The 12,039-nt window shown below is 70.4% G+C and carries 12 protein-coding genes and 1 riboswitch; of the genes, 5 read left to right on the forward strand and 7 right to left on the reverse strand.

The genetic code is table 11. The annotated features are described in order from the left end of the window. Window positions 1-56 precede the first annotated feature (56 nt). Entirely contained in the window at window positions 57-1,169 is a 1,113-nt protein-coding gene (gene nicT / locus A3CQ_RS0108765; protein ID WP_051115187.1) for a Nickel transporter NicT, read from the forward strand. Here nicT and A3CQ_RS0108770 read toward each other — a convergent pair. Beyond that, complete coding sequence (locus A3CQ_RS0108770; RefSeq protein ID WP_026205472.1) at window positions 1,155-1,775, reverse strand: tyrosine-protein phosphatase; 621 nt, start codon at window positions 1,773-1,775, stop codon at window positions 1,155-1,157. The genes nicT and A3CQ_RS0108770 overlap by 15 nt on opposite strands. Window positions 1,776-1,873: 98 nt before the next feature. On the opposite strand from A3CQ_RS0108770, the gene A3CQ_RS0108775 reads away from it, so the two are divergent. Beyond that, complete coding sequence (locus tag A3CQ_RS0108775) at window positions 1,874-2,266, forward strand: SCO5389 family protein (protein ID WP_020510555.1); 393 nt, start codon at window positions 1,874-1,876, stop codon at window positions 2,264-2,266. A gap of 277 nt (window positions 2,267-2,543) precedes the next feature. Here A3CQ_RS0108775 and A3CQ_RS0108780 read toward each other — a convergent pair whose 3' ends face one another. The 3 genes from A3CQ_RS0108780 to A3CQ_RS0108790 all read right to left on the reverse strand — a co-directional run bounded on the left by A3CQ_RS0108780 (window position 2,544) and on the right by A3CQ_RS0108790 (window position 6,135). After that, a complete protein-coding gene (locus tag A3CQ_RS0108780) occupies window positions 2,544-3,572 on the reverse strand; it encodes a tetratricopeptide repeat protein (protein ID WP_020510556.1) in 1,029 nt (342 codons plus the stop codon). A gap of 202 nt (window positions 3,573-3,774) precedes the next feature. Continuing rightward, window positions 3,775-5,016 (reverse strand): AAA family ATPase, encoded by a 1,242-nt coding sequence (locus tag A3CQ_RS0108785; protein ID WP_020510557.1) that lies wholly within the window; start codon window positions 5,014-5,016, stop codon window positions 3,775-3,777. Between the two features lie 36 nt (window positions 5,017-5,052). Continuing rightward, window positions 5,053-6,135: an epoxide hydrolase family protein gene (locus A3CQ_RS0108790; protein WP_020510558.1), complete on the reverse strand. Its 1,083-nt coding sequence runs from the start codon at window positions 6,133-6,135 to the stop codon at window positions 5,053-5,055. 68 nt (window positions 6,136-6,203) lie between these two features. Here A3CQ_RS0108790 and A3CQ_RS0108795 point away from each other — a divergent pair, with 68 nt between their 5' ends. Continuing rightward, window positions 6,204-6,656 carry a MarR family winged helix-turn-helix transcriptional regulator gene (locus A3CQ_RS0108795; protein ID WP_026205473.1) on the forward strand — a complete coding sequence of 151 codons (453 nt, stop codon included), beginning with the start codon at window positions 6,204-6,206 and terminating at the stop codon, window positions 6,654-6,656. 21 nt (window positions 6,657-6,677) lie between these two features. After that, window positions 6,678-8,015: a M1 family metallopeptidase gene (locus tag A3CQ_RS0108800; RefSeq protein WP_040431886.1), complete on the forward strand. Its 1,338-nt coding sequence runs from the start codon at window positions 6,678-6,680 to the stop codon at window positions 8,013-8,015. Between the two features lie 49 nt (window positions 8,016-8,064). On the opposite strand, the gene A3CQ_RS0108805 is transcribed toward A3CQ_RS0108800, so the two are convergent. The 3 genes from A3CQ_RS0108805 to A3CQ_RS0108815 all read right to left on the reverse strand — a co-directional run bounded on the left by A3CQ_RS0108805 (window position 8,065) and on the right by A3CQ_RS0108815 (window position 10,594). Next, entirely contained in the window at window positions 8,065-9,060 is a 996-nt protein-coding gene (locus A3CQ_RS0108805; protein ID WP_020510561.1) for a C40 family peptidase, read from the reverse strand. A gap of 14 nt (window positions 9,061-9,074) precedes the next feature. Then, window positions 9,075-9,213: riboswitch (cyclic di-AMP (ydaO/yuaA leader) on the reverse strand. Window positions 9,214-9,335: 122 nt separating this feature from the next. Next, entirely contained in the window at window positions 9,336-10,238 is a 903-nt protein-coding gene (locus A3CQ_RS0108810) for a M56 family metallopeptidase (RefSeq protein WP_020510562.1), read from the reverse strand. Next, on the reverse strand, window positions 10,235-10,594 hold the full coding sequence (locus A3CQ_RS0108815) for a BlaI/MecI/CopY family transcriptional regulator (protein WP_020510563.1): 360 nt from the start codon (window positions 10,592-10,594) through the stop codon (window positions 10,235-10,237). Before A3CQ_RS0108815 ends, A3CQ_RS0108810 begins: the two co-directional genes overlap by 4 nt. A gap of 76 nt (window positions 10,595-10,670) precedes the next feature. Between A3CQ_RS0108815 and A3CQ_RS0108820 the strand changes: the two genes are divergently transcribed. Next, window positions 10,671-12,032 (forward strand): cytochrome ubiquinol oxidase subunit I, encoded by a 1,362-nt coding sequence (locus tag A3CQ_RS0108820; protein WP_020510564.1) that lies wholly within the window; start codon window positions 10,671-10,673, stop codon window positions 12,030-12,032. Window positions 12,033-12,039: the final 7 nt, after the last annotated feature.

The following is a 12,039-nucleotide window of genomic DNA, read 5'->3' on the forward strand; positions in this document are numbered from 1 at the left end:
CGCCGGGCTGTTGCAAATAATGTGCAACAGCAAGACTGGGGCACGGGAGGTTGATCGTGACGACATCGACGTTGACCCGCTCTCGCGTACGCGAAGCGGTCGGGCCGAAGGGGTGGGCCAGCCTCGGCGGGATGAGCGCCTTCATCCTGCTGCTGCACGTCGCGGGCTGGGGTCTGCTGTTCTTCGTGATCGTCCCGGCGCACTACCACGTGGGCGCGGCCGGGGTCTACGGCGTCGGCCTCGGCGTCACCGCGTACACGCTGGGCATGCGGCACGCCTTCGACGCCGACCACATCGCCGCGATCGACAACACCACGCGCAAGCTGATGGGCAATCGGAAAAAACCTCTGTCCGTCGGTTTCTGGTTCTCCCTCGGGCACTCCAGTGTCGTGTTCATCCTGTGCCTGCTGCTCGGCCTGGGCGTGCGCTCGCTGGCCGGGCAGGTCGAGAGCGACTCCTCCACCCTGCAGCGGATCACCGGCGTGGTCGGCGTCAGCGTCTCCGGCGTCTTCCTCTACGTCATCGGCATCATCAACCTCGTGCTGCTGGTCGGGATCTGGAAGGTGTTCCGCCGGATGCGGACCGGCAGCTTCGACGAGCAGCAGCTCGAGGCGCACCTCGACAACCGCGGCTTCCTCAACCGCATCCTGTCGCGTACCACGGGCGCGGTCAGCAAGCCGTGGCAGATGTACCCGATCGGCCTGCTGTTCGGGCTCGGCTTCGACACGGCCACCGAGATCTCGCTGCTGGTGCTGGCCGGCGGCGCCGCGGCGTTCGCCCTGCCCTGGTACGCGATCCTGACCCTGCCGATCCTGTTCGCGGCGGGGATGAGCCTGCTCGACACGATCGACGGCTGCTTCATGAATTTCGCGTACGGCTGGGCCAACGCGAAGCCGGTCCGCAAGGTGTACTACAACCTGACCATTACCGGTCTGTCGGTCGCGGTCGCGCTGATCATCGGCACCATCGAGCTGGTCTCGATCGCCACCGACAAGCTCGGCATCACCAGCGGGCCGCTCGCCGCGATCGGCGGCCTCGACCTCAACTACGTGGGCTTCGTGATCGTCGGCCTGTTCGTGGCGACGTGGGCGGTCGCGCTCCTGGTGTGGCGTTACGGCCGCATCGAGGAGAAGTGGAACTCCCGCCTGGCCCGGTCAACCACCGACTAGCCGGCGCCGCACGGCCGCGATGTCGGCGGCCGGCACCCCGATCCGGAGCAGGTAGCTCTCGGCGTCGCCGTAGTTCTCGTCCAGATAGGTCAGCGTGTTTGCCATCGCGACCGGCGGACGCTCCGGGGAACGACCGTAGTCGGCGGCGATCTCCTCGGCCGGCACCCCGGCGATCGCGAGCGCGAGGGCGACCAGCACGCCGGTGCGGTCCCGCCCGCCGTGGCAGTGCACGAGCACGCCTCCGCCGGCGGGTGCGGCCGCCAGCGCGCGGAAGGCGGCGGCGATGCGGCCCTGGTTGTGGTCGAGCATCGGTGCGTACGTGTCGTGCGGCACCTCGTAGGTGAGCTCCTCCTCCAGCATCGGCACGTGCCGGTAGATCGCGTCGCCGGCGAACGGGCTGGGATCGAGGTCGCACTCGCGCTGCCAGCGCAGGTCGATGATCCGGGCGAGGGCGGCCGCGCGGACCGCCGCCATCCCGGCCGTGCTGAGCCGGAACAGTCCGTCGCTGCGGTAGAGGGCGGCGCTCCGCAGGGCCGCGCCGTCCACTGTGGGCAGTCCGCCCAGGTCGCGAGCGTTCTCACACTTCGGCCAGTCGAGGGCTGTCATGGCCTCAGGCTACCGAACGGGTGACGGCTACTTGCTAATGGGAATCGTTTCCAACAAGATGAGCGCAGACCTTTTCCCGATCCGAAAGGAAAAACCGTATGTCGCTCAACGTCTCCCCCACCCTGCTCGCCTCCGCCGAGCGCGGCGAGGTCTCCGACGAGGAGTTCGTCGCCTGCGTGCGCGAGTCCCTCCCGTACGCGTGGGAGGTGGTCAGCCGGGTGATGACCGACCTGCGGGCCGGCGGCGGCGAGTTCGCCGACCACGAGGTGCCGCCGCCCAGCGAGGCCGAGCGCGGGCAGCTGCTGCGGGCCCTGGCCAGCGACGCGATCCGCGGCGGGCTCGAGCGGCACTTCGGCGCCCGGCTCGCTTTCCAGAACTGCCACCGGGTCGCCGCGTTCTCCTACGACGCGGTCGGCGGCGAACGTTTCCAGCGGTTCGTCTCGCCGCGCGGCCAGCTGCTCAACCAGTCACCCGAGCTGCGCAACTGCTGACCTCACCCGGCGCCCCACCGCGCCCGCAAGAACGACCGGCGCGGTGGGTTGCGGGTAACCGTGCGGCCACATGGCGGCCGCACCACCGGCCACGCGGCGTCCGCACCATCGGCCAAGCGGCGCCCGCACCACCGACTCGGGGGTCGCGGGCGCCGCGTCCGGCAACGCGGTGCGCGGCTCGCCCCGCGCGATCTGCCTCTCCCGCACGGAGTCGGGTCGACCGAGCCCGTCGCATGCAACCCACGGGTCGTGCGGCGTGGCGGAGTTCAAGCCCGGGTTATCTCTTGGCGCCGCGCAGCTCGATGAGGCCGAGCGCCCCGAGGACCGGCACCAGGGCCAGGGCGAGGACGGGCGCGATCCACCAGCCGGTCACCGCGTGCAGGATCAGCAGGGCGATCGCGACGGCCATGGTGGCCAGGCCGGCGACGGTGGCGCGGCGCATCATGGCGGGCAGCAGTGGCAGGCAGCGCCACGGGAGGCGTCCGGCGGGGGCCAGCACCCGGACGGCGAAGCCGGTGAGCACGGCGGCTATCACGACCGAGACGATCCGGGCGAAGGTCGCGGCGGGCGGCCACCACCAGTGGCCGACGAGCAGCAGGGCGCAGACGAGCGCGGCGCCGACCGCGAGTCCGCGGCGCAGGCCGCTGAGCACGCCGCGGATCGGCCAGGTCATCGCGATCAGGTCGGGGCGGGCCGGGTTGTCGCGGGCCACGTCGCGCAGGCCGCGCATCGAGCGGCGCACCCGCAGGCGCTCGGCGTCGAGCATGGCGACAAGCCAGCGGCCGTACGTGTTCTCCGGCTCGATCGCGAGCGCGGCCCGGGCGGCGGCGGTGGCGGCCTCCCGATTGCCCGCGTCGCGCTCGACGTCGGCGACCGTGAGCAGGCCCTCGACCGAGCGCGGGCGGAGCGAGAGGCCGTGCGCGGCGGCGACGCGGGCGCGGGCGGAGTCGCGGGCGGCGGCGAGCGCGCGGGCCAGCACGAGGTGGGCCGAGGCGTCGAGCGGCGCAAGGCGGACGGCCTGCTCGGCGGCGGCGACCGCTTCCTTGGCCCGGAGCAGCAGGATCAGGCTCTCGGCCCGCTCGGCGTGCGCCTCGGCCAGCTGCGGGGCCGCCGCAACGGCGGTGTCGGCCGCGGCGAGGGCGGCGGCGTAGTCGCGGCGCAATCGCAATACCGTGGCGAGCAGCGTGAGCAGGCGGCCGTCGTCCGGCGCGGCGGCGAGCCCGTCGCGGGCTGCCCTCTCGGCCTCGTCGAAACGCCCGACCTGGGCGAGTCGATGGGCCCGCCGATATGCCTCGTCGCCGCTCATCTCATCGCAGCACGCGCCGACGCAGGAGCACCCGCCACAGCACACGCCAACGGAGGACCGCCCGCTGCGACACGGCCAACCGCCGCCGCACGCGTCGGCGGAGGAACGCCTGCGGCCGTAAGCGCCGGCACAGGTTCGCCTGCCGCAGCACGCGCCGGCGAAGAAGCGCCCGCCACGGCACGCGCCGACGAGGTAACGCCGCTCATCGGAGCTTGCGCTTTTTCAGGTACGCCGCGAGGTCGTCGTACTCCCCCGACTCGTTGGCGAACATCGCGACGTTGCGGGCGGTGGCGAACCAGGCGTCGGTCGAGGGGCGCACCTCGCGGGCGGCGGCCAGCATGTCCTGCTGGGAGATCATGCGGATCTCGCCGGTGGCGATCGAGTCGCGCATCGCGAACTCGGCGGCCGTCTCGCAGACGTGGGCCAGGTCGGCGCCCGAGTAGTGCTCGGTGGCGTCGGCTACCTTGCCCAGGTCGATGCCTGCCACCGGGCGGTCGCGCAAGTGGTACTCGAGGATGGCGGCACGGGCGGTGCGGTCGGGCGGCAGCACCAGCAGGGTGCGGTCGAGGCGGCCGGGGCGGCGCAGGGCGGAGTCGATGTCCCACGGGGCGTTGGTCGCGGCCAGCACGAAGACGCCGTCGTTGTTGCCGTCGACGCCGTCGAGCTCGGTGAGCAGCTGGTTGACCACTGTACGCATCGAGGACGAGTTGAGCTGGCTGCGCTTGTGGCCGAGCGCGTCGATCTCGTCGAGGAAAAGCACGCACGGCGCGTGCCCGCGGGCGGCCTGGAACAGGTCGTGCAGGTTGCGCTCGGAGCTGCCGACCCACATGTTCAGCACGTCGGTGATCGACAGCGAGATGAACGCGGCGCCCATCTCACCGGCCACGGCCCGGGCCAGGAAGGTCTTGCCGCAGCCGGGCGGACCGTAGAGCAGCAGGCCGCCGCGCAGGCTCTTGCCGAACAGCGACCGCAGCTTGGGGTTGCGCAGCGGGCCGAGGAACGACACCTCCAGGCGTTTCTTGACCTCTTGCATGCCGCCCACGTCGGCGAGGGTGATCACCGAGCGCTCGACGTCGAACACGCGGTCGGCGTGGCCCTGCACGGGGTCGGGCTCGTCGTCGGCCTTGGCGAAGCGGGGCGGCACGATGTCGCCCAGGTCCTCTTCCATGGCGGCCCAGTCGATGGAGCTGTCACCCGAAGGCTGAGCCTGGGCCGGCGGTGCCGACGGGGCGGGCTGCGCGGGCCCACCCAGCGCCGAGGTCATCAGGCGCTGAGCCGTCTCGTTGCCCGGCTCGCGGGCCAGCACCTGGGCGGCGTGCCCGATCGCCTCGGCCCCGCGCCCGGCCCCGACCAGCAGCTCGGCCAGGTGGAGCCGGAGCGTCAGGTCGTCGGGCCGGGCCTCGACGGCCGCGGTGAGGCTGTCGATCAGGGGCGAGTCGCTCATGACAACGAATTATGCCCGCGCCCACTGACAAGATTCTCAGGCGCCCACGGGGAGAAGGGCGAAGAACGACGTGATGTCCGCCGCCAGCAGCTCGGGCACCTCGAGCGCCGCGAAATGCCCGCCCGACGGAAACTCGGTCCACTGCCGCACGTCGTGCCGGAGGTCCACCAGCGGCCGTACCGACTGCACGATGTCCTGCGGGAGCACCGCCACACCCAGCGGCACCGGGCACGGGATCGGCCCGGACCCGAGGCCGCTCTCCTTGATCAAACGCGAAGACGATCCGGCCGTACGAGTGATCCAGTAATGCATGACGTCGGTGAGCACGACCTCGTCCGGAATCGCGTGTGCGGGGTCGGCCCAAGCCCGGAACTTCTCGGCCAGGAACGCCATCTGCCCGACCGGGGAGTCCGTGAACGCGTACGCCATGGTCTGCGGAGTCGCCGCGAAGAGGATCTGATGCGGATGCCGGTTGGCCGCCAGCGCCCGGGTCTTGTCGAGCCGGGCCTGGTCGGAGGGGCTGAGCGGCCCGTCGTACGCGCCCCCGGTCGGCATGAAATTGATGTGGACGCCGATGACATTCGAAGGGGCGGCCGCGGCCAGCAAACGCGAGATGCCGGAGCCCCAGTCGCCACCCTGCGCGCCGTACCGCTCGTACCCCAATCGGGCCATGAGGGTCGCCCAGGCCTGAGCCACCCGCTGCTGGCCCCACCCCCGCGAGCGGGTAGGGCCGGAGAAGCCGAAGCCGGGAATCGCCGGGATCACCAGGTGGAAGCGGTCGGTGAGCAGCGGGATCAGGTCGAGGAACTCGACGACCGAGCCCGGCCAGCCGTGCGTGAGGATCAGCGGGGTCGCATCGGGCGACGCCGAGCGGATGTGCAGGAAGTAGACGTTCTCCCCGTCGATCGTGGTGGTGAACTGCGGGTACGCGTTGAGCCGGTCCTCGTGCGCACGCCAGTCGAGTTTCTCCCACGCGGCGGCGAGCTGCCGGACGCGGTCGAGCGGGATGCCGTAGTCCCAGCCGGCGCCGGGCAGCTCGTCGGGCCAGCGGGTGCGGGCGAGCCGGTCGTGCAGATCGTCGAGGTCGGCCTGGGGAACATGCACGCTGAATTCGTTCATGCGGCTAACGTTAGTCTTCCAAACGTTAGTCAGCCAAACGTTTATACTCCGAATGTTAGGGTCGCCACATGGAACCCGTGGAAAACATGCCGAGCTGGATGCTGACGCAGACCGCGGCGCATGCCGGCCGCCTGGTGAGCGAGGGCTTCGCGGCCGTCGGCGCGCGCGGCTACCACTACCGCGTGCTCTCCGCACTGATCACGGACGGTCCGGCCAGCCAGGCCGACCTCGGCCGGCGCACGGGCATCCACCTCAGCGACATGGTCACGGCCCTGAACGAGCTGGAGGCCTCTGGGTACATCCGGCGCGTGCCCAACCCCGACGACCGCCGCCGGAACATCATCACGATCACCGGCCACGGCATCGAGCGCGCCGAGGCCCTCGCCCTCCAGGCCAGGGCCGTCCAGGAAGAGTTCCTCGCGCCCCTCGACGAGGCCGAGCGCGCGCAGCTCACCGCCCTGCTGCGCAAGCTCTACGACCACCACCTAAGCCAAGGGTTTCCTCCGTTGTCCAAGATGTAGGAACCCATCCATGCTCGTCGAATGATTCGACGAATACTGGCGGGGGTGCTCGCGCTGGCCGCGGGCATCGCCGTGCCGGCGACCCCGGCGCAAGCGGCCACCGACGCGACCCGTACGCCGGCGACCCCGGCGTACACGATCAGCCTGACCAGCAACGCCACCGGCGGGGTCTGGACCGGGCACGAGTCCATCAGCTTCAGCAACGCCTCCGCGGTCCCGCTCACCGAGGTCTACCTGCGGTTGTGGGACAACGCACACGGCACCTGCAGCACGCTGCCCATCAAGGTCACCAATGTCACCGGCGGCACCGCGGGCACGCTCGAGGTCGCCTGCACCGCCCTGAAGATCACGCTGCCCGCGCCGCTGGCGCAGGGCGCGAGCGGCAGTGTCGGCTTCGACCTGTCGATCACGGTGACGGCCGGCATCGACCGGTTCGGGCACGACGGCAGCTACTACTTCATCGGCAACGCGCTCCCGGTGCTGGCCGTGCGGGACGCGGCGGGCTGGCACCTCGATCCGTACACGAACAACGGCGAGTCGTTCTACGCACTGGCCTCGAACTACACGGTCAGCCTCGACCATCCGAGCACGATCTCGGTGCCGGCCACGGGAACCTCCGTCGACCGGGCCGGCAGCTCCGGCCGTACGATCACGACGGCGTCGGGAACGCAGGTGCGTGAGTTCGCCTGGGCCGCCGGACCATTCCGGAAGATCTCGGGCACCACCGCAGGTGGTGTCGCGGTGAATGTTTATTCGGTCAGCTCGATCAGCACCTCGAGCGCCAGCTCCATGCTCAGCACCGCGAGGGCAGCCCTGGACGCGCACGCGGGCCGGCTCGGCGCCTACCCCTACGGCGAGGCCGACGTGGTGCTCGACAACGGCTACTGGTTCGGCGGCATGGAGTACCCGGGCTTCGTGCTCGACGTGGTCAGCTCGACGGCACTCGCGCACGAGCTCGCCCACCAGTGGTTCTACGGGATCGTCGGCGACGACGAGTACACGACGCCCTGGCTCGACGAAGGTTTTACCGACTACATGACCGACCTTTACTTCGGTAAGACCGGCTCCGGCTGCGGGATCACCTGGCAGTCCTCGGCCGAGCGGCTGACCAACTCGATGGCCTACTGGGACGCGCACTCCTCGCGCTACAGCACCGTGGTCTACGGGTACGGCAAGTGCACGCTGCACGACCTGCGCCGGCTCATCGGCACGACCGCGATGACAAACCTCATGCGGTCGTACGCGTCGAGTCACTGGTACGGGATCTCCACGGTGGCCGACTTCAAGGCCGCCGCGCAGGCCGCGGCCGGTTCGACCAGCCTGACCTCGTTCTGGACCACGCACCGCGTCGACGGCTGACATGCAGAGAGGGCCGCCAGCAGGCGGCCCTCTCCGATACTGCGGAAACTCAGCCCGGTCTCCGGAAACCGGCGATCGGTCCCACGTTGTCCATCACGGCCATCCGCACATGGTCGCCCGTGTGCGGGGCGTGTACCACCTTGCCGCCACCTATGTAGATGGCGACGTGATGGAGACTGCCCGGATAGAAGAAGACCAGGTCACCCGGTTGCAGCTCGCTCCGGGAGACCGCCTGGCCCTCGCCCCACTGGTCCTTCGTGTAGTGGTCGAGGAAGACGCCGACGCTGGCCCACGCCGCCTTCGTCAGGCCCGAGCAGTCGTAACTGCCGGGGCCGTCGGCACCGAAGACGTACGGCTTGCCGATGAGGTCGCAGGCCTTCTGCGCCGCACGGCCGCCCTTGTCCTGGCTGTAGGTGACGGGACACGGACCGGTCTTGTACGGACCGTCGGCCTCACCCGACGCGCCGTACGCCTGGATCCGCAGCTTCTGCAGAGCGTCGATCTTCTTCTGGATCTGGGCCTTCTGCGTGGCCAGGTCGGCATCGCGCGCGGCGATCGACTTGGTCAGCACGTCCAGGTCGGACTTCATGCCGGCGTACTTGTCGCGGAGCTTCGCGACACCGGCGATCTGGTCCTGCTGGTGCCGGGCAAGCTGATCGAGGTAGGTCAGCTTGTCGGTCAGGCCGGTCGGGGACCCGCTGACGAGCATGGCGTTGAACGCGTTCGGCGCACCTTGCTTGTACGCGTCGATGGCCAGGCCACGCACCTGGGACAGGGCGACGTCCACCTGCACCTGGAGCGGGGTCAGCTGGGTCGTGAGCTTCTTGAGCTGAGCCTGGTTCTTGAGCAGCTTGCCGTGCACGTCGTTGTACTGCTCGATGACCGGCTCGAGTTGGTTCCACTGCTTGTCGATCTCGGCCTCGATGCTGGCCGGCGAGGGTGCCGCGTTCGCGACGGACGAGCCGGTGAGAACGATCCCGACCGCGGCGACGGCGCAGACAAGGCTGCGCAGAACTGCGGCGCGACGCGCCCCAATCCGTTTCACGTAGGTGCGTTATCCCTTCTTCCGTCAAGCCGCCGACCGGGTTAGCTGACGGGTTCGAGCGGGAAGCGCGCCCGGCCGCGGGAGGATCGCGGCTTCACCCCGACTACTCGGGTCCCCGGTTCGCCGCGCACGGCGATTAGGCGGTGATCCTGCAGATCGGCCGGATGGACGATGGGGGGCTGCCGGACCAGCGACCACCATAGTCCGGATCAACTCGGGAACTGAAGCTGCCACGGCGGGGAAACTTCCTGCACCCTGCACGTGACGCACGGTAATCAGAGTGGCCAGGCATCCAGGGCGCGGTCGAGCCACGGAACGACGAGGATAACCGTGGGTAGCACGAGCAGGGCCAGGGCCGCCGCCACGACCAGGAGATCGAGGGCCACGGACGGGTTCCGGGGCACCGCCAGCCGCTCCATCCGCACCCGCCGTGAATCCGTTTCGGGCGCGACATCCTCCGCCAGGGGGACGGCCTCGGCCAGGCGTTCGAGCGCGCCGCGCAGCGGCGCCGACCCCGTGCGGCGGCGTGCGGCATCGTCGGCCACCATCTCCAGCAGCACGTGTACGGCGTCCAGGGGCGCCCGGCTGCGCAGGAGGCGCGGCACCGCGCGGTAGAAGGCGGTGAACGACTCCATGACCACCTCGTGGCGGTGCCGCAGGTGGGTCTGCTCGTGGGCGATGACCGCGTCGATCTCCTCCCGGTCGAGCAGGCGCAGCGCGCCGTCGCTGAGCACCACCCGCGCCTCCCGGCCCGGCACGCAGTACGCGAGCGGGAGGTTGCCCTGCAGCACCCGGACGTTCCCGGCGTCCAGCTCCTGGCGCTGCTCGGCCCGGTCGAGCAGGTCGACCAGCAGGCGGTGGCGGGCACGGCGGGCGCGGGAACGCTTGCTGACGCCGTACAGCGAGATCAGCAGGCGCAGCACGATGACGGCGGCCACGGCCAGGGCGCCGATCAGGGCGGCGGCGGTGACCGGCCGGCCGGAGCCGAAGGCGCGGGTGAGCTCCTCGGGGGCGGCCAGCACCACGCCGAGGGCGGAGAGCACGGCGGCCAGGGTGACCGCCTGCCAGAGCAGCACGGCGGCGGCCGGGGCCCGGCCCGGCCAGTGCGCCCGGGCGAGCGGGCCGGGCACGACCAGCGAGAGGGTCAGCCCGAGCGCGCCGAGCAGCAGCGCGGTCACCGGTCTTGGCGGGCGGCGGCCTCGATCGCGGCCCTCAGCGCCTCAGGAGGCAACTGGCCGACGAAATGGGCGAGGGCGGCGTCCTGGTCGGGGGTGCCGCTCAGCGCGTCCATCATCACCGAGGCGGTCATCTCCTCGCGGGACTGCGCCGGCGCGTACCGGTAGGCGCGGCCCTCTTTCAGCTGCCGGACGACGCCCTTCTTGGCCAGCCGGTCGAGCACGGTCATGACGGTCGTGTAGGCGAGATCACGGTGGCGCTCCCGGGCCAGCTCCTGGTGCACCTCGCGCACGGTGAGCGGGTCGTACCGCTCCCAGAGAACGGTCATGACCTCGCGTTCCAGGTCTCCCAGCGCCATGTGTCGAAGTCTACTGCACGCCGTCGTACTACGCGTCGTAGTATCTACTACGAGACGTCGTAGATGGGGGTAGCTGATGGACGTGCTTGACCTGACCCGCCTGCAGTTCGCGGTCGTGACGATCTATCACTACTTCTTCGTCCCGCTGTCGATCAGCCTGGCGGCGATCGCGGCCGGCCTCGAGATCACCTGGCTGCGCACCCGCGACGACAAGTGGCGCGACCTCGCGAAATTCGTCGGCAAGCTGCTGATCGTCACGTTCGCGGTCGGCGTGGTCACCGGCCTCGTGCAGGAGTTCCAGTTCGGCATGGCGTGGAGCGCGTTCGCCAAGTTCTACGGCGACGTCTTCGGCCCGACGCTCGCGATCGAGGGCATGCTCGCGTTCTTCCTCGAGGCGACGTTCCTCGCCCTGTGGTACTTCGGCTGGGACCGCCTGCCCCGCCTCGCCCACGCCGCGACCATCGTGATCGTCTCGCTGGGCACGGTCCTGTCGGCGTTCATCATCCTGGCCGCCAACAGCTTCATGCAAAACCCGATCGCGTACGAGATGGATCCCGTCACCGGCCGCGCGCGGCTCACGTCCTTCACCGCCCTCCTGCTGAACAAGGTGAACCTGGCCGCCTTCCCGCACACACTCTCGGGCGCGGCCATGATCGGGGGCGCGCTGCTGCTCGCGATCGCCGTGTGGCGGATGGCGGCCGAGCCGGCGCACCGCACGCTCGCCCGGCTCGGCGCGTGGGTGATGGTGGCCGGCGGCGCCGCGACCGCGCTGACCGGCGACCACCTGGGCAAGGTCATCACCGAGGTCCAGCCGATGAAGATGGCGGCCGCCGAGGCGCTCTACTCGACGACCAGCGGCGCCTCGTTCTCCATCTTCGCGACCGGCAAGCCGCTGCCGCAGTTCTCGATCGAGCTCCCGTACCTGCTCTCGATCCTGGCGAAAGGCTCGCCAACGGCCACGGTGCAGGGCATCGACGACCTCCAGGCGCAGTACGCCGCCCAGTTCGGCCCCGGCAGCTACGTGCCCATGATCCCGGTGGCGTTCTGGACGTTCCGGCTCATGATCGGCGCGGGCATGCTCGCCGCCGTCGTCGGCGCCTTCTACCTGTGGCGTACGCGGAAAAATGGCGACGCTCCCCGCTGGCTGACCCGGTGGCTGCCGTTGATCCCGCTGCTGCCGGCGGCGGCGAACACGCTCGGCTGGATCTTCACCGAGACCGCCCGGCAGCCGTGGATCGCCTTCGGGCTCACCAAGGTCGCCGACGGCATCTCCCCCGGCCTGACCAGCGCCGAGGTCATCGCGTCGCTGACCGGTTTCGCCCTGGTGTACGGGATCGTCGCGGTCGTCTGGTTCCGCCTGATCCGCCATCTGGCCCGTCAGCCGCTGCGGTTGGCAGAGCCAGCGGACAAATCACCCGAACCCGCACCCGTCTACTGAGGGGTCC

Origin of the sequence: Paractinoplanes globisporus DSM 43857 (genome assembly GCF_000379645.1) — a bacterium.
Taxonomy (GTDB): Bacteria; Actinomycetota; Actinomycetes; order Mycobacteriales; family Micromonosporaceae; genus Actinoplanes; species Actinoplanes globisporus.

What these genes read in the sequence shown, in the direction of transcription:
- A3CQ_RS0108770 (WP_026205472.1), bottom strand. Translation starts at nt 1,775, where the DNA reads ATGACAGCCCTCGACTGGCCGAAGTGTGAGAACGCTCGCGACCTGGGC.
- A3CQ_RS0108775 (WP_020510555.1), top strand. Translation starts at nt 1,874, where the DNA reads ATGTCGCTCAACGTCTCCCCCACCCTGCTCGCCTCCGCCGAGCGCGGC.
- A3CQ_RS0108780 (WP_020510556.1), bottom strand. Translation starts at nt 3,572, where the DNA reads ATGAGCGGCGACGAGGCATATCGGCGGGCCCATCGACTCGCCCAGGTC.
- A3CQ_RS0108785 (WP_020510557.1), bottom strand. Translation starts at nt 5,016, where the DNA reads ATGAGCGACTCGCCCCTGATCGACAGCCTCACCGCGGCCGTCGAGGCC.
- A3CQ_RS0108790 (WP_020510558.1), bottom strand. Translation starts at nt 6,135, where the DNA reads ATGAACGAATTCAGCGTGCATGTTCCCCAGGCCGACCTCGACGATCTG.
- A3CQ_RS0108795 (WP_026205473.1), top strand. Translation starts at nt 6,204, where the DNA reads ATGGAACCCGTGGAAAACATGCCGAGCTGGATGCTGACGCAGACCGCG.
- A3CQ_RS0108800 (WP_040431886.1), top strand. Translation starts at nt 6,678, where the DNA reads ATGATTCGACGAATACTGGCGGGGGTGCTCGCGCTGGCCGCGGGCATC.
- A3CQ_RS0108815 (WP_020510563.1), bottom strand. Translation starts at nt 10,594, where the DNA reads ATGGCGCTGGGAGACCTGGAACGCGAGGTCATGACCGTTCTCTGGGAG.
- A3CQ_RS0108820 (WP_020510564.1), top strand. Translation starts at nt 10,671, where the DNA reads ATGGACGTGCTTGACCTGACCCGCCTGCAGTTCGCGGTCGTGACGATC.